Genomic DNA, 21,542 nt, shown 5'->3' with positions numbered 1-21,542 from the left:
TAGGTTTACATTAGGGGTAGCAACAGCAATCAGCAACCCTATGGAGGCGAGTATTCAGTGAAAAGAGAGTACGGTAACCAACAGGTTTATTTTGTCGGCGGCGGGATTGCATCCCTTGCGGGTGCGGCATACCTCGTCAGAGACTGCGATTTTCCGGGAAAGAACATCCACATTATTGAAGAGATGAAGATCCTCGGCGGCAGCAATGACGGCGCAGGCAGTGTAGAGCATGGGTATGTCATTCGCGGCGGACGGATGCTGAACGATGAAGCCTATGAGAATTTATGGGAGCTTCTCAACACCATCCCTTCGATCGACCATCCGGGAAAGTCCGTCCGGGAAGAAATTACCGAATTCGACGACGCCAACCCTACCCATTCCAACGCCAGACTGGTGAACAGCAAGGGTGAAGTTGAAGACGTATTGTCGATGGGCTTCGATATGGCCGACCGGCTGGCAATGGGCAAGCTGATTATTACACCAGAGGAAAAGATGGGCAAGGCCCGGATTAACGACTGGTTCGCTCCACACTTTTTCGAGACGAATTTCTGGTATATGTGGGCGACCACCTTCGCCTTCCAGCCTTGGCACAGCGCCATTGAGTTCAAAAGATACATGCTGCGCTTTATTCACGAATTCCCAAGAATTCAAACGCTCGAAGGTGTCACCCGCACACCTTATAATCAATACGATTCGATCATCCTTCCGCTGCACAAATATCTGGAGCCGTTCGGTGTAGACTTTACGCTGAAATGTACAGTAACTGACCTGCAGTTCAAAGACGGCGACGGCATCACTGTCACGAAGATGAACGTGCTGCGTCAAGGCGTGGAAGATGTTATTGAAGTGAAAGACGGCGATCTGGTTATCGTCACAAACGGCTCCATGACCGAAGGCTCCAGCCTCGGTTCGATGAGCACCGCACCGCGTCTCAACGGCAAAGGCAGCTCGTGGAAGCTCTGGGAGAACATTGCCGCCAAAAAACCTGGCCTCGGCAATCCGTCATCCTTCGACGATCATGTCGACGGCTCCAAGTGGGAATCGTTCACCGTTACGTTCGAAGACTCCAAATTCTTTGATCTGATGGAGAAATTCACACGCAACCGGGCCGGCACCGGCGCACTCGTCACCTTCAAGGATTCGAGCTGGTTCATGTCCGTAGTGCTGGCGTTCCAGCCGCATTTCCGCGGTCAGCCTGAGCATGTTAAGGTGTTCTGGGGCTATGGGCTGTATCCTGACAAGGTAGGCGATTTCGTCAAGAAGAAAATGAGCGACTGTACCGGGGCAGAAATCATGGAAGAGCTGATCGGACATCTGCACTTTGAAGAGCATAAAGCTGAGATTATGGCAACCGCCAACTGTATCCCGTGCATGATGCCGTATATTACTTCCCAGTTCATGCCGAGACTCGGCAGCGACAGACCGCTGGTCGTGCCAGAGGGCTCAACCAACCTCGCATTCGTCGGTCAATATTGCGAAATTCCGGACGATGTGGTGTTCACCGAGGAATATTCCGTCAGAGCGGCCAGAATCGCCGTCTACACCCTGCTCGGCATCAACCGTCCGGTTGAGCCAATCAATCAGTACCAGTATGATGTGCGGACATTACTTTCGAGCCTTGTGACTTCATTAAGATAATAAAATCATAGATAATCAAGAAACCTCTCCCTTGATCACGCAAGGGAGAGGTTTCTTTGTGCATTGACTAACTATGGGGTTGTATGGACCCTAACGCGCTCAATCAGATGCTGCAAGAACCGTCATCGCAGCCTTCGGCATCCGGTGCCTGTGACTGTGGTTTGCCGACAACCTGGAGTACCGGAGCGGTCTTCTCCTCCGCCCATACTGTCTCCAGCACCTCGGAAAATACCGGGCCGGGCTGTGCACCGGATACCGCATATTTATTGTTGAAGACGAAGAAGGGGACGCCGGTTATATTAAGGCGTTGCCCTTCTTCAATATCTTCATTCACTTCAGCCGCGTAGGCATCGCTTTCCAGCATCGCTGCGGTTTCGGCAGCGTCCAGTCCAACCTCGCCGGCCAGCGAAACCAGAACACTGCGCTCTCCAATATTAACTGTATCGGTAAAATATGCGCGCAGCAGCCGCTCAGTCATTGCCGCAGCCTTTCCTTGAGCAGCGGCATAATGGCTCAATCGGTGGCTGTCGAAGGTATTGGTATGCACCACCGTATCGAAGTTGAACTCCAGGCCGACACCTCTGGCTTGCTCCGCCAGCTGTTCGTTCATCGCTTTGGCCTTCTCGCGGGTCATGCCATATTTGGCGGCCAGCTGATCATGAATATCCCTGCTTGCATCTGCACGGGCATTCGGATCCAGCTGAAAGCTGCGGTACACCACTTCCACCTTGTCGCGGTCAGGAAATTGGCTCAGCGCGTGTTCAAGCCGTCTTTTGCCGATATAACAGAACGGGCAGGCGTAATCGGACCATATATCTATTCTCACATTGAATTCCTCCTAATGGGATTGTGAATACATTGATATTACCATTAACAAATAATACGTCACTTACAATTATATAGTTAAAAACCAAAAAACACAAATGCTACATAAAAGTAAACGAAAGTGGTATATACGCCCTACTTATGGGGGAGTAAAATTAGATCAACACGTACTTTCGGTGCTTTACATCATTACTACTATTACTAGCGGACGATAGGCGTCCCAGAAGGAGCCAGCGGCATGCATGATGTGTCTATAGTAATTCCCACGCGCAACCGGATCAGCGATCTTACGCTGTGTATTGAATCCATCGGCAGGCAGACAGAGCTGGAAGACGTCTCGATCGAGCTATTGATTGTTGATGATGGCGATATTGAGGAGAATGTCCTGGACTATTTGCGCAAGGTGCTGGCGCAGATGCCAAGTGCTGAGCTGCGTTATTACCGCAAAACCAAACCTGGCGTCTGGCTCTCCCGTTACGAAGCGCTGAACCTGATCGACGGAGACATTGTGCTCAGCTTCGATGATGACGCCGAGCTGGATGATCCGCTGTATATCCGCCGGATGCTAGACACCTATGCGGCCGATCCGGCGATTGTCGGAGTAGGCGGCATCGCCAAAGGCCTCTCCAGCAGCAAATCCGGCAAGCTGCTCGGCGTGCTTACCTGCCAAATGTCGGCTTCGCCCGGCAGACTGTCGGCCAGCACGCTGGCAGGCTCACTGCTGCTCTGGGGAGAAACGGAGGATACCTTTGAAACGGATTTCTTCCACGGCTGCAATATGTCTTTCAAACGTGAGGCGTTGAGGGATATGAAACCTTACCCCTGGATGACCAGCTATGCCGTGGCTGATGATATTTATATGTGCCATCTGGCCAGCAAATACGGCAAGCTTGTAATCAACCCGGATATGAAGATTACCCATCATGAATCCCCAAGCTCCCGTGATAAAGCGGGACGCGTCGCCCGTGCAACCGCGGTGAACCATTATTACCTGCTCAATCTGCGCAAAGCCCCGGTGAAGAACTACGCTGCCCTGTTGTGGACGCTGACTTATTTGACCGGCAAATCAACTCTGAAGCGCAACTTCAATGCGGTTTCAGGCTATATCAGCGGCATCCTCTTTGTACTCAATCCCCGCAAGAATAAATACAGCGAATATATGCTGGACTAACGCTCTCCACACAAACTTCATAATGGACAACAGCAGAAACACCTGCCTGCCCTTTCGGGAAGCGGGTGTTTCTGCTGTTTCTGCGGACTGCTTCTTTCGGTCTTCTTAATCCGCAAAATGTCATGAAATTAGTATCCATTGCCATTCTTTCTGGGGTATGATAGTAAAGATGAGTTCAAGAAACTACTTTTATGGATGGTGGAATATGTTTAAAAACAAAAAAACGACGCTAATTCTGGTCGCTCTCGTCATCATTATCGTTGCCGTTGCCGGCATCTGGATGCTTACAGGCAACAAGGATAAAGACGATGCCAGTACTTCCGATACCTCAGGCGGTGAAAAAGTTTCGGAACAAGGCGGAACGAAATCCCTTGAGCAGACTTTTTACATTTATAATACGGTCGTTAACATTAAGGTCTTCGGCGATCATGCCGAGCAGAAAAATATGGACGACATTCAGGCCATGCTGGAACGGATGGATATAGAGTTCAGCCGCACTAAGGAAAATGGAGAAATCTACGCGGTCAACCAGGCTGCAGGCAAGGAAGCTGTTACTGTATCTGATGAAACCCTGGACATTGTCAAACTTTCCATTAAATATGCCGAAGAGATGGACGGGCTGTTCGATCCGACGATCGGTCCGCTGGTGGATCTGTGGGATATCGGCAACGGCGGCAAGCAGGTTCCTCCGCAAGCAAATATCGAACATGCCAAGAGCCTGATCAATTACAAGGATATTATTGTAGATGAAGCAGCGAAGACCGTGATGCTGGCTAAAGAAGGCATGGTGCTCGATATGGGCGGAATCGGCAAAGGTTATGCCGCTGACCGGATCGCCGATTATTTGAAGGAGCAGGGTCTGGACAGCGCGATGATCAACCTTGGCGGCAGCAGCATCATTGCCCTCGGCAACAAGCCGAATGGATCACCGTGGAACATCGGCCTGCAGGACCCCGATCAGAGACGCGGCACTCAGCTCGGCACCATCAAGATTTCTGACGAGGTCATTGATGCTTCGGGTGTATATGAGCGTTACTTCATGCAGGATAATGTCCGCTATCACCATATACTTGACCCGCGTACAGGATTCCCTTCCCAGAACGGCTTAAAGAGCATTACGATTATGAGCCCGAACGCAACGGATGCAGATGCCTTGTCCACCGGCGTATTCCTGATGGGGCTTGAGGAAGGCATGGCCTACCTTGAAGCTCTGCCGGAGGACGTGGAAGCCTTCTTCATTACCGATGACAACAAAATCTATGCCACTTCAGGCATTAGAGAGAGACTGCAGCTCACGGATCCAACGTATAGCTTTGCGGAGTAACTAAGAAGAAGATAAGGGGCATTCATAATCCGAAGCCTATATCCCCTTGTCTTTCGGAACCATAGAACGAATAAGCGGCGGAGCTGAGGCTCCGCCGCTTATTTTGTATTCCGTATCGCTTACTCCTCAGATCAGCGGAAGCTCGCTGAATTCTTGGTAACTGGCAAAGGTGAAGCTTGGGCTATGACCGGTTCCCGGCTGTCTGCCGCGCGGATTGTACCAGCATACTTTCCAGCCTGCTGCAAGCGCGCCAACCACATCATTATCCCAGGTATCTCCGACATACAGCGAGTTCTCCGCTGTTGTTCCGCTCACGCGGTTAACATGGGCAAAGATCTCCGGGTCCGGCTTGGCCAGCCCAACGGCATCCGAGATGAAGATCATCTCTTCCGGAATCAGCTTGTCGATGCCAAGTCCGCGCAGCTTGCTCATCTGGTGAGCCTTCGGGCCATTGGTGATAATCCCCACCTTGTGCCCAAGAGCGATGAACCGCCGCAGCTGCTCTTCTACACCGTCTATGAACTGAATGGAATACTGCCGGCCAATGTAGGACGCCTGAACTTGGGCTGCCTGCTCCCGGCTAAGGTCCATCCCGTATTCGGCAAAAGCCAGCTCCAGACGCTGCACCCGCGTCTCCTCCAGCTCAAGCTCGCCCCGCAAATACTTTGGCCAGAGCTGGTCACTGTGATGCCTCACTTTATAAAATAGCTCCGCATAGTCCAGACTGTCCTCATCCGGGGCCAAAACCTCGCGTACCGCTTCCCGGAAAGGCACCAAATGATCGTACAAAGTATCATCCAAATCAAAAAAAACCGCCAGTTTATTGCTGTTATCCACATTAACGCCCCTTACTATTCCTGCTTGGTATTCAAAAATAGATTATAAGTGTAGAACTCATCATCCCGAACATAGCCTTTCGCAACGTATAGACGCTGCGCAGTAGTATTATCTGTCATCGTAGTCAAGGTCAGCCCTTTGCTTCCAGTGCTCAAAGCGAACTCCCGGGCACCGTCCAGCAGTAAGGAGCCCAAACCCTGTCCGCGCAGCTCCGCGGCCACATACAGATCATTCAGTATCCAGAGCCGCTGCATGCTCACCGAGGAGAAGGATGGATAGAGCTGGGCAAACCCTCCGGCCTCCTTATTAGCGCCGTTCCCCGTTACAGCCATCCAAATTGCGGACTCATCCGCCTCCAGTCTGGCTTTCAGGAAAAACTGGACGCCTTGAAGATCGGAAACCTGACCATAATACACGCGATATTCATCAAACAACAGAGCAATCTGTTCAAGGTCTTCAAGGCCAGCACGTTCCAAACGATACTCCGGCATCATCATTCCAACTTTCCGGCAACAGCCAATAATAAGATGTATACATTATTTTAAAAGTTCAGCTGCCAGGTGAACATGGAGAGAATGCATTTTAGTTTGGACAATGCTTCCTATTTCCTTACTTAGTCCCTGGAGTCATAGAAGACATGCCGGGCACTGATTATGCCGTCTTCGATGTCCAGCAGCCCGAATGAATACTGCTTCTCCCGCCGCTTATCGGTCGGTGATCCGGGATTGAACAGCAGAATGCCGTTTTCCCTGCGCATCAGCGGCTGATGAGAATGACCGAATAGAATGCAGTCCACTTCATCACCTTCAAAAGCGAGCAGTGCATTCCCGTCCGTACCTTTGCGCGAATACGGGGCATGTCCGTGGATCATCCCGATACGCACACCTTCCAGCGTAATGATCTTGCGCTCCCCGAACCGCTGAATAATCTCGGCTCCATCATTATTGCCGGCAATCCCCTCAACCGGCGCGAGCTGCGACAGCATTTCATAGATCTCCAGCGCCACCCAATCCCCGAGATGCAGAATCTGGTCAACATGGCGGAATTCCGCCACAAGCGCCTGCGGCAACGACTTCGCGTTCCGTGACATATGTGTATCCGATACAACTCCTATTTTCATCAGCTTCAGCTCCTAATCCCCATATTGCCCGCGCAAGTATCGCAAGCAGCCATAATCATTAATATTCTGCTAATTGTACGATTTGCGCGTGGGAGAAGCAAGTAAACCGGTTGTTTCCCTTAAGCGATCGAGTCCAAAATGCATGATTGCCTCTATAGTTCAGTTCCCTATTCCCGCCAGTTCCACAGCCGAACTTCCCCAATCCGGATATTGCTGATCCATGTATCCTCCCGGAGCTTCAGGAGCTCCTTTACCGGACCTGTAACAACAACTCCATACAGCTTAACGCCGTGCTCCCCGAGATAACTTATGGATTCATCCAGATTAATGAATGGGGCTACGTTGTTTGATATTTTTTTATGCTGCTGCATTAGCCGCAAGGTATCCATGAAGTTCTCCTCACGCAAAGCGCCGTCCCCGTAGGATTCAACAGCTGGAGAGACCGAACTGCTTGAAGTCACCTTGCTGAACCAGCCCGATTTCTCTTCCGAGATCTTTGTTACCTTCATGTCATCGGCATGCCACAGCGGTGTATAAGGAAATCCAAGGGGAGTGCCGGCAAAGCGTTCACGCGAGAATTGACCGGCATCTGCAGCGAACCACACAGGCAGCAGATTCAATGGCTCCAGCTTCTTCAGCAACTCATCCGTTGTGTATAACCGGTCTAAAGACAGATAAGCCTCAGCCACGGTGCCCTCGTGAAGCTTCTCCAGCATCCGCCACTCCACCCCGTCGCTGCGCAGACTGCCTGAGTTCTTCCCTGTTTCCGGGTATTGAAAGTAATAATTCCCGCCACTCCGTTCATCCGTCCAAGAGAACTTGCCTACACCGCCCAGCCCCAGCAGAAACGGAGTGGAGTAGCTTCCCACATCCACCGTTTCCCCGCCGATTTGCTTCTGCAGCCTGCCCGATAACTCCATCCTGTAAAAAACCTTCCCGTTGCTGTTCAAATGCACGATCGTATTGGGGCGGGAAACGGCAATCGCAGAAGATACAACGTCCCTGTAAATGTCTCCACGGTCGCCGGTACTATAGAACACTGCGGTGATAATGCCGCTGATGGTCGAAAATACCAAGAATGCCGCCAGTACAGTAAACGTATTGGCTATTCGCGCCCTCCATTTGCCGCGGCGGATAATGCCCTTTTCCCTGGCGGACGCAGATTTCCTCTTGCTTTTTCCCTTACCCTTGCTCTTGCCGTTGGAGAGAACTACCTCCTGATGTTCAGACATGTGGTCTTCCCGTTCCATCAGCTCATCCACATAGACCTGATAGGCCTCCAGCTTCTCCAACTCTTGCTCCAGTTCAGTCCGTTCCTCTTCCGGCAGTGTCCCCTCGCTGTACTTCCGCAGCTTCTCCTTGAACTCCTCACTCATGCCTGCTCCTCCTCCGCTCTGCCTCCCGCAGCCGCTGTCTGGCGCGGAATAACAATATTTTATATTGAGACATCCCCACATCCATGATCTCTGCCGCCTCCTTGTAAGACATTCCGTGAAAATCATACAACAGCAGCGCGTGCCGCTGCCCCTCCGGCAGGCTATCTACAGACAAGGCCATCTCTTCCAGACGTTCCTGCCGCAGCAGGGTGCCTTCGGTCGTATCCGGATGGGCCAGCTCATTGAAATAACCCGCTTCTTTGGTGACACTCCGGCTCTCTTTCCGCTTGTAATCCACAAAAGCATTATAGGCGACGCGGAACAGCCACGGCTTGATGGTGTCTTCACGGCAATTCTCCAGGTACAGATAAGCCCGGTAAAAAGTCTCCTGCATTAAATCTTCGGCCACATGGTGATCATGACAGAGGGAGCGCAAATAGCGGTAAATATCCTGAACATAACTCTGATAAAGATCATCCAGCGAATTTGGCTTCATTCCCTCCCCCCTTACTCTAACCACGTATAAGATTGGAAAAAGTTACATGGTCAGGATAATAATTTTTGCTGATTAAACAGGTGAAGAGGAAAAGGCCAATCAGATATTCATCCAAGATGAATCAATCACGATAACCCGGTCCATCGATGCAAAAAATACCGCGTACAATCTTTCGGTAGGCAGACGGGTGCCTAACCAAGATAATGAAACGCAAATACAAAAAGATAGCCCGGTGTCTCCAGGACCCGGGCTTCTTTGCCAAATAAAATCAGTAAAATCCAATCGCGGACGAGCCGTCCTTCATCCATTCGCGCTTGCGTCCTTTGTCCAGCTCCCCGCGCATTCCGCGGACAAGCGCCTCCACATCGGCTCTGCCGTTCTCATGCCATTCCAGTGCCGCACTGACATACAGCTCGCCAAGCTGGGTCAGGGAGAAATCTCCGGTCAAGCGTGCGGCCAGGTCAACTCCCTCATCACCGGCAAAGGCGGAGAAGCCGCGCAGCCGTAAATACTCCAGCCTTAGCTCCTCATTCGGCATTTTGATCTCGTAGGCCCGGTCAAAACGTCCGGCGCGGTTCATCAGTCCGGGATCTATCTTCTCCGGATAGTTGGTCGTGCCGATCAGAAAGATGCCTTCCTTGGAGGTCGCCCCGTCCAAAGTATTCAGGAAAAAGGATCTGACCTCCTGCGGCATAGAGTCGATATCCTCAATCACCAGCACCATCGGTGCCAGCCGGGCTGCGGCTTCAAACACCTCGCCTACCGACTCGCTGCTTGTATATTCGGTGATCTGCCAATAGATCACCGGTCCGGGCACACTTCCGGCGATGGACTTGACGAGCGTCGTCTTGCCGTTGCCCGGATGCCCGTAGAGCAGAATCCCCCGTTTATAAGGGATGTCATAGGTCACATAGAAGCTGCGGTCCGAATCGAAAAACTGGTCGAGCGAGCGGTAGATTTCCTTTTTGATCGCGACATCCAGCACCACTTCCTCCCGTCCGACAGAACGGGTGATTGGCTCATCTTCCCGGAAAATACCGTTGCGCCGATCGGTGAACACCGTCACCTTATTGATATTCTGCTCCCGCTGCCGCGTACGCACATTGCTCAGGAAAGCCTGCAGCTGCGCGTCGGAGGCGGCAAATACAAAATCCTGAAAGTTGATGCCGTTCTCCTGAAATACGGGCACGCGTGCCAGCGCCACGCCCATGGCAGGATAAGCCAGCACATTGTTGCGGATCGACAGGTGAATATTATATTCCGGCTGCTCCTTGTCATCGTCGTAGACAAAGGTACGGTCCTCCAGCCGGTCAAATATCCGCGCCACATGCTCTACTCCGGGGTTGCCGGACTGCACATCATTCTCCAGCAGCTTCCAATACTCACTGTTGGGGTCGTCGCTGGCGTACAGCTCATAGCGGACACCATAGCGGGCATAAAGAGCTTCAAGGATACCGTCTACTAGGCGGGCATAGACGTCGTACCCCTTGATCATGCCACTCGTGCCTCCATCGTATTCGTAAATCACAGCCTGTTTCTTGCACTCCTGCTCCATCCTATTTGGTCCCCTTTATCGCTGCGAGCGGCTTGCACTTGGCCACAACGGCAGCCAGGCCGGCGCCCGTAACGCTTTCTATGATCTCATCTACATTCTTATAGGCTTGGGGAGATTCGTCAATGATAGATTCCAGGGAATGCTGGTTTACTACAATCTCATCTTCTTTGCCTACCTTTAGCGACTGGGAAAATTCATGAACAGACACCAGCCGTTTCGTTGCCGTGCGTGAACGGATCCGCCCTGCACCGTGGCAGATGGAATAAAAGTTCTCTTCCCCGCCGGGCTGGCCGACCATGATATAAGAGGCGGTGCCCATTGAGCCGGGAATCAGCGCCGGGTGACCGGTCGCGGCATAAGGCCGCGGATTGTCCGGATGCTGAGCCGGCAAGGCACGGGTAGCCCCCTTGCGGTGCACAAATTTGGTCCCCGAAGAGGTCTCTTCCTTCCAGGCATAATTGTGCATCAGGTCATACAGGGTGCGCAGCTCACATTTCGTGCCGAACACCTCACGGAACGCTTCGCGGACACCGTAGGCGATCAGATGCCGGTTCACGACAGCGTAGTTCAAGGCGGAGTACATCAGATTAACATAACGCTGGCCTTGCGGATGTTCCAGCGGGGCAAAGATCAGGCGCGGATCGGCGCTGCCAAGTCCTAGCTGCCCCATCACCTTGGCGAAGGCCGGGGTGCAGAACTGGTTGACCATGCCGCCCCAGGCCCGTGAGCCGGAATGGATCATCACGACAACCTGCCCGTCCTGCAGCCCCCAGGCTTCCGCCACCTCCCGCTGTTCCTCCGCAATCTCAATCGCCTGAATCTCGACGAAATGATTGCCTCCTCCAAGGGTACCCAGCTGGCGGTGCCCGCGGTGCCAGGCCATATCGGGCAGCTCATTCAGGATCTCCTCGTCAAACGCCAGCTTGCTGATCTCCACATGGGAAAGCGCGCTTGATTTCTTCGGAGTGTAGCTGTCGGGCACATATTTGTTCGGCAGCCCGTGCAGCCCCTTGCGGACCACATTCTCCAGCCGGATATCGCCGTAATGGCCCCGTTGCTGCGCCTCCATCGGCAAATATTTCTCGATGGCGCGGACCAGCTTTCTCCGCAGCTTAACCTCACGCAGATCATCTTTGTGCAGATTCGTGAGATGTACGCGCATTCCGCAGCCGATGTCGCTGCCCACGATAGAGGGCGACACATATCCTCCTGCCGCATCCCATACCGCAGTTGTGCCGATGCAGGTGCCGACGCCTACATGTACATCCGGTGTGTAGCTCATATATTCAATATTCGGGATTTGCAGGTTGTTGTTCGCCATTTCCATGACCTTATAGTCCAGTGTGGCAAATAATTGCCCGCTGGCATAGACCCTCAGGTCGCCTCCCGGAAGAGCCACCCGGTGTTTATATTGCGGCTCATCGAAGCCCGCTTGTTGTGAATTACTATTCATAAGTTATTTTCAATTCCTCTCAAGTTCGTTAATAAGTTAAATTATCTTTCCGTTCGTGAAATCTTTAGTGTTTCAGGTACGCAAAAAAAGCCGCAGATCAGTTCTGATCCACGGCTCCCGAAGAGCTAATCATTGCTTCAAAATTACCTAACATAATTTAAAGCTTACCCATGTGCAAGAATGCGACAGGATGAGCCAAGGGCACATCATGTCTCCCGGACGAAGGCGATGAGATCAGATGGTTCATATGCGGTTGTAATGTGGCAAGGCAACAATTCCAGTACAATAGTTCCAATCATGGCCCATCGGCCTCCCTTCTCTAAATGATAAACCCAATAATATATGGCTCTGCTGCAGATTGTCAACCCTAATATTGGAAGTCCTGTCCGCCAGGCTGCAAAAAAAGCCGCAGAATCTACTGAATTCTGCGGCTCACCTGCACAAAAAATACATCAAAAGGACTATTTCCCCTGCACGCAAAAAAAGAAGACACCCTCTCAGGCGCCTCTTCATAGGTTATTTGTTTACTTGAATTTATGCCAATCCTGTTTGCTGTTCTCCAGCAAATGGGCAAAATCATTCTCCAGCCGCTTCTGCTCGGCTTTCCGCTGATCCTCTACCGCTTTGCGGGCTGCCTCTTTCTTGTCATTCTCCTCGGCTTTGAGCGCATCGGACTGCGCCTTCAGCTTGTCAAGCACATCACTGCTGAGGAGATCCCGGAGTGTTGCCGGAGCATCCGATGCAGCGGGACGTGGAGCAGGGGTTATTTTCTTTTTTTTGGCCATGTAGCTCATCCTTTCGGGCATTGCATGTAGTTCAAATTTGTTTTAGTTATAGGTCTTTTCGTTTATAATACTCAGTAAGAGGTGAGCCTTATGAAATCCCTAGATTTGTGTCCAAAGTTACAGAAAAGCATGGATATCATCGGCAGACGTTGGACAGGCTTAATCATCTATCAGCTCCTTCAGGGACCACAGCGCTTCAGTGTTATCGAGTCTTCTCTGCCCGTCAGCGGCAGACTCTTGTCCGAACGGCTTAAGGAACTGGAGCTGGAAGGCATTGTCCTCCGCGAAGTATTTCCCGAGACACCCGTAAGAATTCAATACTCCTTGACGGATAAAGGGCGGGCGCTGAAATCGGTCATCCGTGATTTGCAGGAATGGTCGGAATCCTGGATTGAACCAGAAGGCTGCGGGCCTGAAGGAATTCCTCCTGATTAAGAGTTATCCTTCTCATACTGTACAAACAATGGTGCGCTGTTCCTTACAGCTTACGGCCAATAATGACCAGATCACGTTGAATGCCGTCCATTTCAGCAACTCCAGGCAGCAGTCCCCATTGTTCAAAACCAAATTTCCGCAGCAGAGCCAGGCTTGGCTCGTTGTGGCCGAATACAAAACCAACTAAATTCTGAAGACCAAGGCGCGGGCATTCTTCCAGTGCCTTGGTCAGCAGGATACTCCCGGCACCGCTGCCGCGGAACTTCCCGCTTACATATACACTGACTTCTGCGGTTCCACTATAGGCCGGACGGCCATAGAACGACTGGAAGCTGAACCAGGCGGCAACCTCGCCGTCCTGCTTCAGTACCCACAGCGGGCGATGATGGCTGTTATGCTCGTGGAACCAGTGCAAACGGTCCTCCACCCGAACCGGCTCCAGGTCGGCAGTAACCATCCGTCCGGCTACCGTCGAATTATAAATCTCCACAATTGCCCCTAAATCCTCTAGTGTTGCATCTTCAATGCTGTAATTGTGCCAAGCCATTCTTCAGATCCTCCTATAAGTTGTGTAAGCCCTTGTCTGCTCCGGTCTGTTCCAGGCTCCAATGCCACAAACGTTCGGCATCTTCCTGATTCAGTGCCCGCGGTGACAGCTCTTTGATCTTTCGGCGGTAATAATATTGTCCGGTCACTCCCAGCAGTTCCGGCGCCGTCGCGAGATAGATTGCCGTGTCCGCCCCCTGCTCGGGTGTCAGGAAGAAATAGGATAACAGCTTCAGCACCGAGCGGCCAAAGCCTGTCTCCCGGTTAACCCCGATATTGGTCCCCACAGCACCCGGATGTACAGCATTGACCGTAACTTCCGTGCCCTGTAGGCGCTTGGACAGCTCTCTCGTAAAAAGGATATTGGCCAGCTTGGAACGCGCGTAAGCCTTGGCCGGATTGAAGCCGCGCGACAGAGTATGATCGTTCAAATACAGCTTTCCGATCTTGTAGGCCCCGGAAGCAACGACCACGATCCTGCCTTGCTCTGCCGCCTTTAGCTGATCCAGCAGCAGACGGGTCAGCAAGAAGTGTCCCAAATGGTTCACGCCGAAGTCCTGCTCGAAGCCGTCTGCCGTAAGCTCACGTCTAACGGCCACTACACCGGCATTGTTAATCAATACGTCGAGTATGGGGTGGCTCGCCTTGAATTCCGCTGCAAACCCGCGGATGCTCTGAAACGAAGCCAAATCGCATAACATCAGCGTGATATGGTCAGATCCGCTCTCCCGCTTGGCTTTCGCAAGCGCCTCTTCCCCGCGCTTGCGACTGCGGCAGGCCATCACCACCGTTGCTCCCTGGCGGGCCATTTCAATCGTCGTTGCCAATCCCATCCCGGAGTTGCCTCCGGTTACAAGCACCGTCTTTCCATTCATGGCCAATCCCCTCTCTAGCAACCTGCCAATTACAACTGCCAGCCTGGCCTTTCCACAGCATATGTTTTAAGATTATGTTACATCAAATCAGGTGCACAAGAAAAGCCTTTCAGTACATATGGCAATTCAGCTATGTGAATCGCTCGTCCAGATTGCTGCAGTCCTGTAATTGTATCCTTATTTGAATAGGATACGGCGTCAATCGAATGGAGTACAGCATAAGTCAGCCGGCAATCAGCATCTAGCGGCTCAGACTGTCTCGCGGACTCAGGAGACGTTATTTTGTACAAAAAGGACTCCTCACTCTTCGAACGGACACCAGCGCCGCTATCTCATTGAAAATGGGTGGTTTAGCCTGTTTTCCAGGCAAATAAGGGCTATGCAGTCCGCGTGGAGTGCTGATCACGGGATTTGAGCCAAATAAAGAACATACAGTCCGCCGAGCAGAAACAGCACCAAAACTATGCTCACGGATATACGTTTGGCGGGTTACGCATCGCATGCTCAAAGTTTCACGTTTGGCGGGTTACACAACGCATGCGGAGGAAGGTGAGGTCATCCTGCTGGCTCCGGACCGCAAGGTCCCGAACGGAACGCCGATTGCTAACTGAGAAAACTTATATGGAGGTGAATTCCGGGAATCCTGTTCCCGGAGCTGAACTATGAATATTGGCCCAAATGTTATCGTACTAACTGTCCCCATGATCTCACCCGTAATGGGCCCTACCAAGATTTATCCGGTGCTGCTGAAAGATGGGGAGGACTTGACCCTCATAGACACCGGCATGTTTGGCCAATACGATGCTTTGCTGCAAGCTATAGAGCAAGCGGGCGAACAGCTTTCCAGCATTAAACGCATCATCCTCACCCATCAGGATATTGATCATATCGGCAATCTCCCTTTGCTCGTGCAGAAGCTCCCCGGCGTTGAGCTATTCGCCCATCCGGGCGATATTCCGGCAATCACGAACAGCCAGCCGATGCTGAAGATGAATCCGCAGCGGGTCGCGCAGATGCCGCAGGCATTTCAGGAGCAGTTCCATGCGTTTCTGGAGCAGCTGGCGCAGCTCGGCAGCTTCACGGAGCTGCATGACAGCCAGCGGCTGCCGTGGGGCGGCGGCATCGAAATTATTCATACCCCCGGCCATACGCCGGGGCATATCTGCCTTTATGTGCAGGAACAAGCGCTGCTGCTGGCAGTCGATGAGCTGCTCGTCGTAGACGGACAGCTGGCCGGACCGGCAGAGTCGGCCACACCGGACATGCCGCAGGCGCTGCGCAGCCTGCACAAGCTGGAAGGACGGTTAATCCAGTCCGTCCTCTGTTACCACGGCGGACTCTACGACGGCAGTCCGCAGGAGCTGATCAACCAATTGACGGATGTGCTCTAACAGAGCATCTCCGGCTATAGTCCAGTTATAAATCAGGCCCGCAAGTAGAGTAATCTACGAGCGGGCCTGATTTATGCTCATGATGGGATATCAAACGAGGAGCGGCACTAGGCTCATTTCCAGTTTGGCTTCAGGGCAATCAGTTTGTCGTCATTGTTTCCGGGCTCGCCCCTGCCATCCCGGTTATTCGTCATTACATACAAGGTACCATCCGGACCCTCGGCCACATTGCGGAGCCGGCCCCATTTCTCCTGGAACAATGCTGTTGCCTTAGCCTTGCCGCCTCCGGACGACGGGGAAATCCACAGCAGCTGTTCTCCGGCCAGCCCGGCAACCAGCAGTTCGCCGCTCCATGGACCCTGTGTAATAAAAGCCATTCCCGACGGAGCCCAGGTTTGGCTGCCGCTATGCAGCAGCGGAAGCCTCAGACTCACCTCACCTTTGCCTGCGGTTTCATCGCCCTCAATAAGCGGCCAGCCGTAATTGGCGCCTGCCTCAATGATATTAATTTCGTCATGGCTGGACTGCCCATGCTCCGAGCTGTAAAGCACTCCAGTGTCCGGCTGCCAGGCCAACCCTTGCGGGTTGCGGTGGCCCCAGCTGTAGACGGGAGAATCCGGCCAAGGGTTATCCTGCGGGATGGACCCGTCAAGGGAGATTCGCAGGATTTTTCCGCCCAGACTGTCTTTATCCTGTGCCAGCTCCGGCTTATAACGTTCACCAGCAGTGACGTACAGATATCCGTCCGGTCCTACTTTAATCCTGCCGCCGTTATGATTGGTGTCTCCAGGGATGCCATCCAGCATCACCTTGTTAATCTCCGCTTTGCCGCTGCTGATCTTGAGCCGCAGTACACGGTTCTGCACTCCGCCGTCTGTATGGAGATAGGAATGGTAGACGTAGGCATACCCGTTGCTTTCAAACGCCGGATCCAGCGCAAGCCCCAAGAGACCGCCCTCCCCCTTGCTGACGAACGGCGCAAGAAGCTCCAGCAGCGGAGCCTTTCTCAGTTTACCATTCTCAATCACCCGCAGGCTGCCAGGCCGTTCAGTAAAAAAAATCCGCCCATCCGGAGCAAATGCCATTTCCCAAGGGACCTTCAGCCCCGTTGCTACGGTTTGAGCTGTATAGGGGAAGGACGTTTTTGACTTTACAGAAGTTGTTGTTGCAGGATCCTCAGGCACTGGAAGTGGGGTTGGTTCTGCAGAGGGAGCGGGGCTCGGTGAGACCTGCGCCTCTGCCTGCTGAACCGATTTTCCATCCGCCGTATTATTTGACGGAGAAACCAAGGATGGCTCTGCGCTCTCTGCAGGGTTTCCTGAGAGGCGCGGCCCTGCACTCTTCAGCGTTTCCCCCGCATTACTGGTTTCGGAAGAAGCGGTGCAGGCTGACAACCCTCCTGTCAGCAGGATCAACATACAGCACCCTAGAAGGCTGTGGTGGACTTTTCTTTTGCCGGACATGGCTGTCACCTCCTGAAAGAATATATGAACACTGGCTTCAAAGCTTGTTATGTTCAGTCTGCAATCAATTTGGGCAACTATTACCCGGCCTTGCGGTTCGCTAAACCCTTTGGGCAAGCAAATCTACAGAGACGTGCACCCTGCCGGCTAATGATCTATAATGAAAACATTGCTTTTTTTATCGTGATTACGAAAGGGGAACACCTGAAATGAATGAGGCTCTACAAAGTTTGGCTGGGGGAATGGCGGGAGAAGGGCTGGACGCTCTGCTCGTCACCGATCCCAAACATGTCTACTACTTGACCGGGTTTGCCAGCAATCCGCATGAACGTTTTCTTGGCCTGCTGCTGATTCGCGGAGAGGAGCCCGTCCTGATTGTTCCGGCACTGGATGCCGAAGCAGCTCATGCGGCTTCCTCCGTCACGACGATCCTGACACACAGCGATACCGATAATCCGTATGAGCTGCTAAAGTCGCAATTTGGCGGCAAAACACCTGGCACACTCGGCATAGAGAAAGAGCATTTCTCCGTAAGCCGGTATGAGCTGCTCGCCGATTCTGTGCCTGCAGCGCAATTTAGCGATATCGGTCCCCTGCTCCGGGCGATGCGCGCCAAGAAGACACCGGAGGAAGTCAGCCGGATGAAACATGCCGTCGAGCTGGTGGAAGAGGTTCTGCGCCGCGGTCTAAACCATGTGAAACGCGGAGTCAGCGAAATTGAGCTGGTAGCCGAGCTGGAATATCTGATGAAAAAGGTCGGCGCCTCCGGTCCTTCCTTCGACACTATGGTCCTCAGTGGTTCTAACACTGCCCTTCCGCATGGTGTGCCGGGAGACCGCATCATCCAGCCGGGTGATTTCCTGATGTTCGACCTTGGCGTATATGCCGCCGGGTATGCTTCCGACATCACACGGACCTTTGCCGTGGAGGAAGCGGACAGCAAGCTGACCGAAATCTACAACACGGTGCTGGCCGCTAACCTGGCAGGCATTGCCGCTTCCCGAGCAGGAGCTACCTTCGGCTCAGTGGACCGGGCAGCGCGTGAAGTGATCGAAAATGCGGGGTACGGAGAATATTTCATGCACCGTGTCGGCCATGGACTTGGCATGGATACCCATGAGTATCCTTCCCTTCACGGTTTAAATACGGATATTATCGAGAACGGCAACGTATTCACCGTGGAACCGGGCATCTATGTGCCGGGCGTAGGCGGTGTACGTATTGAAGATGATGTCTTTATTACGGCAGAAGGTCCCGTAACGCTGACCAGCTTCCCGAAAGAGCTGACTATCCTCCATTTGTAACAGCATTCCAATATAAGATATGTCCATCAAAAAAAGCAGTGAGCCGACCCCATAACGGGAGACTCACTGCTTTTTCATGGTCACAATCTATGAAATGCTGCGGCTATCCGCATCCTTCAGGGCCGGCTCTTCCTCTTCGGCAAACTTAAAGGAGCGGGCAATGTAAAGGATTGGCGTGCCTGCACCGGTCAGCAGGAATTTCACTACATAGGTAGTCAGCAGAATTTCGATCCACACCTGCATATCGAATCTGCCGGCAAACGCAATGGTGCAAAAAATCAGCGTATCAACAAATGAGCTGATCATCGTACTGCCGTTGGAGCGGATCCAAAGCTGGCGCGAGGTGCTGTAGTATTTGCGGATCCACGAATACAGGCGCACATCGAGGAACTGGCTGATGAAATAGGCGGCAAGGCTTCCCAGCGCCAGACGCGGCATCAGTCCAAAGATCGTTTCCAGCGAGGTCTGGAAAATGGGATCTCCCTGCGGTTTGAACACCAGCGCCATCTGCATAATCACCGTAGTCATCAGCAGGGTGAAAAAGCCGAACCATACGGCATTGCGCGCTTCCTTCCGCCCGTACCGTTCATTAAGCAAATCGCTGGTCATATACAGCGTTACATACATCGTATTGCCCAGCGTCATCACGATGTCTAGCGGCATGGCAATCGTCTTGGCCACCTGAATATTGGCGATGACCGTAGCAACTCCAACCCAGGCATACAGCCCCTTTTTACCAAAGAGACGGTAACAGAGCAGAAATAGGCCGAAGTTGACAATAACGAACAAAATCCCCCACAACAAATTAAACATTTTTCTATACTTCCTCCTAGTTTTGGTTACGCGGGATGGTTACGAACCGCGGATATTTTGTTTTTAGGAACAAAACATTAATACTCTACCATATAAAAAGCTAACATTCTATGAGAATTTTAAATTTTCAGAAAAGAAGAATGTTGTCACTTATTTTCGGTAAACAAATGGTTCATTCGACAATTATTCATATTTTTCTGAAAAATATGCGTTATAATTCAATTTTCTCACTATTCAACCGGAGGTTAATTCTATAGAATAGTTATCAATCATATCCCCGGAACGATAGCCTGATATATGACCAACATCAATGGAGTATATAGCTGTGTGCCCGCTTATAAGCGTTGGCATGGGATCGATGCATTCAAATAGAAAAGGAGAGAATGGATATGTCACGCTTTAAGAATTCAATCAGCCGCAAATTTACACTTTTGTTATTTGTCGTCCTATTGCTCACATCCCTTGTGTTAAGTATCAGCTTCTACTTTATATCAATGAGTACCATCGACGGCTACGTAATGCCGCAAATTAACAAGCTTCTGACCGGGGCCGCTCAGGATGTCTACAAGAATTTGAACGCAACCCACGCCCAGCAGACCCTTAGTAAGAGTGCACAGGCCACCACGAATGTCGAATACTATTTCCAGGAAAAAAGAAAGCTGCATGATGTGGAGACCATTTTCCTCATCGAAATGAAAGATGGAAAGGCCACCGTACTGGCCGCAGATCACGGCTCAAAGCTGAAGGCTGAAGAAAGCCTTAACGTATTGCCCGCTATGGAACAAGCCGCTAAAGGAAAAACGGGGCTCAGTGAAATCTATAGTGACAGTCACGGTATACATAAGACCGCCTATGTCAGTGTTCCAGGCAGCAGGATGGTCATCGGAGTAAGTTCTGACGTTGGTTTTGTTGAAGACAAGATAAACAGCATCGTTTGGGCAAGTATAGGAATTACACTGCTGTCGCTGATCATTGGAACCGCCGCCGCTACCTTCATGAGCCGGAAAATCACGCGGCCGCTCTCTCAGCTTACCGCTTATAGCAATAAGCTCGCTGCCGGTGATTTCACGCAGAATCTGGTTATCAAGGGTAACGATGAGGTCGGCCAGTTGTCGGTGAGCTTCCAAAGTATGGGACAACGGCTTAAGGAAATGATCGGGCAGGTGCTCGATACTTCAGGCAGTGTCGTCGCCGATGCCAATGATCTGAAAGCGCGTGTTGAAGTGCTGGGCGAAATGGCCGAGCGTTCGGCGCTATCCGTTACGGAGATCGGCAAAGGCAGTACAACTATTGCCAGCAGCGCACTGGAGAACTCCAGAGCCATGGAAGAAATCAATTTCGGCATTCAGCATATCGCATCCGCAGCCGGTGAAGTCACCGAGCAGATCAGTGAAGCTGCAGCGGAAGCCATGGGCGGCAATGAGGTTGCCCAGAGTGCCGTACAGCAAATGCGTCAGGTGGAGCATGCCTCTCAGAAGTCGCTGGAGCAGTTCCGCATCATGAATGAACGTTCCCTGATGATTGGTGGGGTTGTCCAGGGCATCACGGAAATAACCAAGCAGATTCAGATGCTGTCGCTGAATGCTTCCATTGAAGCGGCACGCGCAGGCGAGCATGGCCGGGGTTTTGCTGTTGTAGCCGGAGAAGTCCGCAAGTTGTCTGAGCAGTCCAAGGAATCCAATGAGCAGATCCGTGACTTCCTGCTTAGCCTGCAGGAGGATATGAACCGTTCGGTGGAAGAAATGAATCATGTGAACTCGGAAGTTGCCTCGGGCGTAGGCAAAGCGGAGGAAGCCGGCAATGCCTTTAATCAACTGCTAATTCTTATTCAAAGCATCAATCACAACATTCAGTCCGTATCTGCCGCCACCCAGCAGATTTCGGCCGGCACCGAAGAAGTAAGCGCCTCAGTGGAGGAAACCGCACAAATCACCGGCAAATCGCAAGCCAGTGCAGAATTGCTTGCCGAGAACTCCTCACGGCAGCACGAGGAGCTGGATGGCCACTCCCTGACCGTGGAGCATCTGCATGAACAAGCGGTGAAGCTGCAGGAAGCTGTGAAACAGTTCAAGATTTAAAGAAAACCCGCTTCTTTCGAACCATATCAAAAGGCAGTCCACAGCTTATCAGAGCTT

The 21,542-nt window shown here is 52.1% G+C and carries 20 protein-coding genes; 7 read left to right on the top strand and 13 right to left on the bottom strand.

Annotated elements, in window-relative coordinates:
• Positions 1–57: 57 nt before the first annotated feature.
• Positions 58–1,638, top strand: a complete 1,581-nt coding sequence (locus NSS79_RS06955; protein ID WP_342438787.1) for an oleate hydratase — start codon at positions 58–60, stop codon at positions 1,636–1,638.
• A gap of 103 nt (positions 1,639–1,741) precedes the next feature.
• Here NSS79_RS06955 and NSS79_RS06950 read toward each other — a convergent pair whose 3' ends face one another.
• Positions 1,742–2,464, bottom strand: coding sequence for a DsbA family oxidoreductase (locus NSS79_RS06950; RefSeq protein WP_341090540.1), 723 nt, complete (start codon positions 2,462–2,464; stop codon positions 1,742–1,744).
• Between the two features lie 237 nt (positions 2,465–2,701).
• On the opposite strand from NSS79_RS06950, the gene NSS79_RS06945 reads away from it, so the two are divergent.
• Positions 2,702–3,634 carry a glycosyltransferase gene (locus NSS79_RS06945; RefSeq protein ID WP_340894262.1) on the top strand — a complete coding sequence of 311 codons (933 nt, stop codon included), beginning with the start codon at positions 2,702–2,704 and terminating at the stop codon, positions 3,632–3,634.
• Between the two features lie 205 nt (positions 3,635–3,839).
• Positions 3,840–4,958, top strand: a complete 1,119-nt coding sequence (locus NSS79_RS06940) for an FAD:protein FMN transferase (RefSeq protein ID WP_342438786.1) — start codon at positions 3,840–3,842, stop codon at positions 4,956–4,958.
• A gap of 126 nt (positions 4,959–5,084) precedes the next feature.
• Here the strand turns inward: NSS79_RS06940 and NSS79_RS06935 are convergent, their stop codons facing one another.
• From NSS79_RS06935 to NSS79_RS06900, 8 genes are all read right to left on the bottom strand, one after another.
• Positions 5,085–5,795, bottom strand: a complete 711-nt coding sequence (locus NSS79_RS06935) for an HAD family hydrolase (protein ID WP_341090536.1) — start codon at positions 5,793–5,795, stop codon at positions 5,085–5,087.
• A gap of 14 nt (positions 5,796–5,809) precedes the next feature.
• A complete protein-coding gene (locus tag NSS79_RS06930) occupies positions 5,810–6,292 on the bottom strand; it encodes a GNAT family N-acetyltransferase (protein ID WP_231578386.1) in 483 nt (160 codons plus the stop codon).
• Positions 6,293–6,408: 116 nt separating this feature from the next.
• The gene (locus tag NSS79_RS06925; RefSeq protein ID WP_076112664.1) at positions 6,409–6,915 is read right to left on the bottom strand and encodes a metallophosphoesterase family protein; all 507 of its coding nucleotides are present in this window, start codon (positions 6,913–6,915) and stop codon (positions 6,409–6,411) included.
• A 167-nt stretch (positions 6,916–7,082) separates the two neighbouring features.
• Positions 7,083–8,291, bottom strand: a complete 1,209-nt coding sequence (locus tag NSS79_RS06920; RefSeq protein WP_342438785.1) for an anti-sigma factor — start codon at positions 8,289–8,291, stop codon at positions 7,083–7,085.
• Positions 8,284–8,787, bottom strand: coding sequence for a sigma-70 family RNA polymerase sigma factor (locus NSS79_RS06915; RefSeq protein ID WP_342438784.1), 504 nt, complete (start codon positions 8,785–8,787; stop codon positions 8,284–8,286). The genes NSS79_RS06920 and NSS79_RS06915 overlap by 8 nt, the downstream gene beginning before the upstream one ends.
• Positions 8,788–9,055: 268 nt before the next feature.
• Positions 9,056–10,342 (bottom strand): AAA family ATPase, encoded by a 1,287-nt coding sequence (locus NSS79_RS06910; RefSeq protein ID WP_342438783.1) that lies wholly within the window; start codon positions 10,340–10,342, stop codon positions 9,056–9,058.
• A 1-nt stretch (position 10,343) separates the two neighbouring features.
• Positions 10,344–11,795: an RtcB family protein gene (locus NSS79_RS06905; RefSeq protein WP_342438782.1), complete on the bottom strand. Its 1,452-nt coding sequence runs from the start codon at positions 11,793–11,795 to the stop codon at positions 10,344–10,346.
• Positions 11,796–12,319: 524 nt separating this feature from the next.
• Positions 12,320–12,580: a YqkE family protein gene (locus tag NSS79_RS06900; RefSeq protein ID WP_038587188.1), complete on the bottom strand. Its 261-nt coding sequence runs from the start codon at positions 12,578–12,580 to the stop codon at positions 12,320–12,322.
• 90 nt (positions 12,581–12,670) lie between these two features.
• Here NSS79_RS06900 and NSS79_RS06895 point away from each other — a divergent pair, with 90 nt between their 5' ends.
• On the top strand, positions 12,671–13,015 hold the full coding sequence (locus tag NSS79_RS06895; protein WP_342438781.1) for a helix-turn-helix domain-containing protein: 345 nt from the start codon (positions 12,671–12,673) through the stop codon (positions 13,013–13,015).
• Positions 13,016–13,058: 43 nt separating this feature from the next.
• Here NSS79_RS06895 and NSS79_RS06890 read toward each other — a convergent pair whose 3' ends face one another.
• Positions 13,059–13,562, bottom strand: a complete 504-nt coding sequence (locus NSS79_RS06890) for an N-acetyltransferase family protein (protein WP_342438780.1) — start codon at positions 13,560–13,562, stop codon at positions 13,059–13,061.
• Between the two features lie 13 nt (positions 13,563–13,575).
• The gene (locus NSS79_RS06885; protein WP_342438779.1) at positions 13,576–14,436 is read right to left on the bottom strand and encodes an SDR family oxidoreductase; all 861 of its coding nucleotides are present in this window, start codon (positions 14,434–14,436) and stop codon (positions 13,576–13,578) included.
• Positions 14,437–15,098: 662 nt separating this feature from the next.
• On the opposite strand from NSS79_RS06885, the gene NSS79_RS06880 reads away from it, so the two are divergent.
• Complete coding sequence (locus NSS79_RS06880; protein ID WP_342438778.1) at positions 15,099–15,827, top strand: MBL fold metallo-hydrolase; 729 nt, start codon at positions 15,099–15,101, stop codon at positions 15,825–15,827.
• 113 nt (positions 15,828–15,940) lie between these two features.
• On the opposite strand, the gene NSS79_RS06875 is transcribed toward NSS79_RS06880, so the two are convergent.
• Entirely contained in the window at positions 15,941–17,290 is a 1,350-nt protein-coding gene (locus NSS79_RS06875; protein WP_342438777.1) for a PQQ-dependent sugar dehydrogenase, read from the bottom strand.
• A gap of 209 nt (positions 17,291–17,499) precedes the next feature.
• Here NSS79_RS06875 and NSS79_RS06870 point away from each other — a divergent pair, with 209 nt between their 5' ends.
• The gene (locus NSS79_RS06870; RefSeq protein WP_342438776.1) at positions 17,500–18,594 is read left to right on the top strand and encodes a Xaa-Pro peptidase family protein; all 1,095 of its coding nucleotides are present in this window, start codon (positions 17,500–17,502) and stop codon (positions 18,592–18,594) included.
• A gap of 87 nt (positions 18,595–18,681) precedes the next feature.
• Here the strand turns inward: NSS79_RS06870 and NSS79_RS06865 are convergent, their stop codons facing one another.
• Complete coding sequence (locus tag NSS79_RS06865) at positions 18,682–19,407, bottom strand: queuosine precursor transporter (RefSeq protein WP_342438775.1); 726 nt, start codon at positions 19,405–19,407, stop codon at positions 18,682–18,684.
• 389 nt (positions 19,408–19,796) lie between these two features.
• Here NSS79_RS06865 and NSS79_RS06860 point away from each other — a divergent pair, with 389 nt between their 5' ends.
• On the top strand, positions 19,797–21,485 hold the full coding sequence (locus tag NSS79_RS06860; RefSeq protein WP_342438774.1) for a methyl-accepting chemotaxis protein: 1,689 nt from the start codon (positions 19,797–19,799) through the stop codon (positions 21,483–21,485).
• Positions 21,486–21,542: the final 57 nt, after the last annotated feature.

Source organism: Paenibacillus sp. FSL L8-0436 (assembly GCF_038593025.1).
Lineage (GTDB): Bacteria > Bacillota > Bacilli > Paenibacillales > Paenibacillaceae > Paenibacillus_AQ.
This window is presented reverse-complemented; position numbering and strand designations above follow the sequence as displayed.

Bases quoted from the DNA above. Each gene is read 5' to 3' on its own strand.
- NSS79_RS06945 (WP_340894262.1), top strand. From the start codon at position 2,702: ATGCATGATGTGTCTATAGTAATTCCCACGCGCAACCGGATCAGCGAT.
- NSS79_RS06940 (WP_342438786.1), top strand. From the start codon at position 3,840: ATGTTTAAAAACAAAAAAACGACGCTAATTCTGGTCGCTCTCGTCATC.
- NSS79_RS06930 (WP_231578386.1), bottom strand. From the start codon at position 6,292: ATGATGATGCCGGAGTATCGTTTGGAACGTGCTGGCCTTGAAGACCTT.
- NSS79_RS06925 (WP_076112664.1), bottom strand. From the start codon at position 6,915: ATGAAAATAGGAGTTGTATCGGATACACATATGTCACGGAACGCGAAG.
- NSS79_RS06920 (WP_342438785.1), bottom strand. From the start codon at position 8,291: ATGAGTGAGGAGTTCAAGGAGAAGCTGCGGAAGTACAGCGAGGGGACA.
- NSS79_RS06915 (WP_342438784.1), bottom strand. From the start codon at position 8,787: ATGAAGCCAAATTCGCTGGATGATCTTTATCAGAGTTATGTTCAGGAT.
- NSS79_RS06910 (WP_342438783.1), bottom strand. From the start codon at position 10,342: ATGGAGCAGGAGTGCAAGAAACAGGCTGTGATTTACGAATACGATGGA.
- NSS79_RS06905 (WP_342438782.1), bottom strand. From the start codon at position 11,795: ATGAATAGTAATTCACAACAAGCGGGCTTCGATGAGCCGCAATATAAA.
- NSS79_RS06900 (WP_038587188.1), bottom strand. From the start codon at position 12,580: ATGGCCAAAAAAAAGAAAATAACCCCTGCTCCACGTCCCGCTGCATCG.
- NSS79_RS06895 (WP_342438781.1), top strand. From the start codon at position 12,671: ATGAAATCCCTAGATTTGTGTCCAAAGTTACAGAAAAGCATGGATATC.
- NSS79_RS06890 (WP_342438780.1), bottom strand. From the start codon at position 13,562: ATGGCTTGGCACAATTACAGCATTGAAGATGCAACACTAGAGGATTTA.
- NSS79_RS06885 (WP_342438779.1), bottom strand. From the start codon at position 14,436: ATGAATGGAAAGACGGTGCTTGTAACCGGAGGCAACTCCGGGATGGGA.
- NSS79_RS06880 (WP_342438778.1), top strand. From the start codon at position 15,099: ATGAATATTGGCCCAAATGTTATCGTACTAACTGTCCCCATGATCTCA.
- NSS79_RS06875 (WP_342438777.1), bottom strand. From the start codon at position 17,290: ATGTCCGGCAAAAGAAAAGTCCACCACAGCCTTCTAGGGTGCTGTATG.
- NSS79_RS06870 (WP_342438776.1), top strand. From the start codon at position 17,500: ATGAATGAGGCTCTACAAAGTTTGGCTGGGGGAATGGCGGGAGAAGGG.
- NSS79_RS06865 (WP_342438775.1), bottom strand. From the start codon at position 19,407: ATGTTTAATTTGTTGTGGGGGATTTTGTTCGTTATTGTCAACTTCGGC.
- NSS79_RS06860 (WP_342438774.1), top strand. From the start codon at position 19,797: ATGTCACGCTTTAAGAATTCAATCAGCCGCAAATTTACACTTTTGTTA.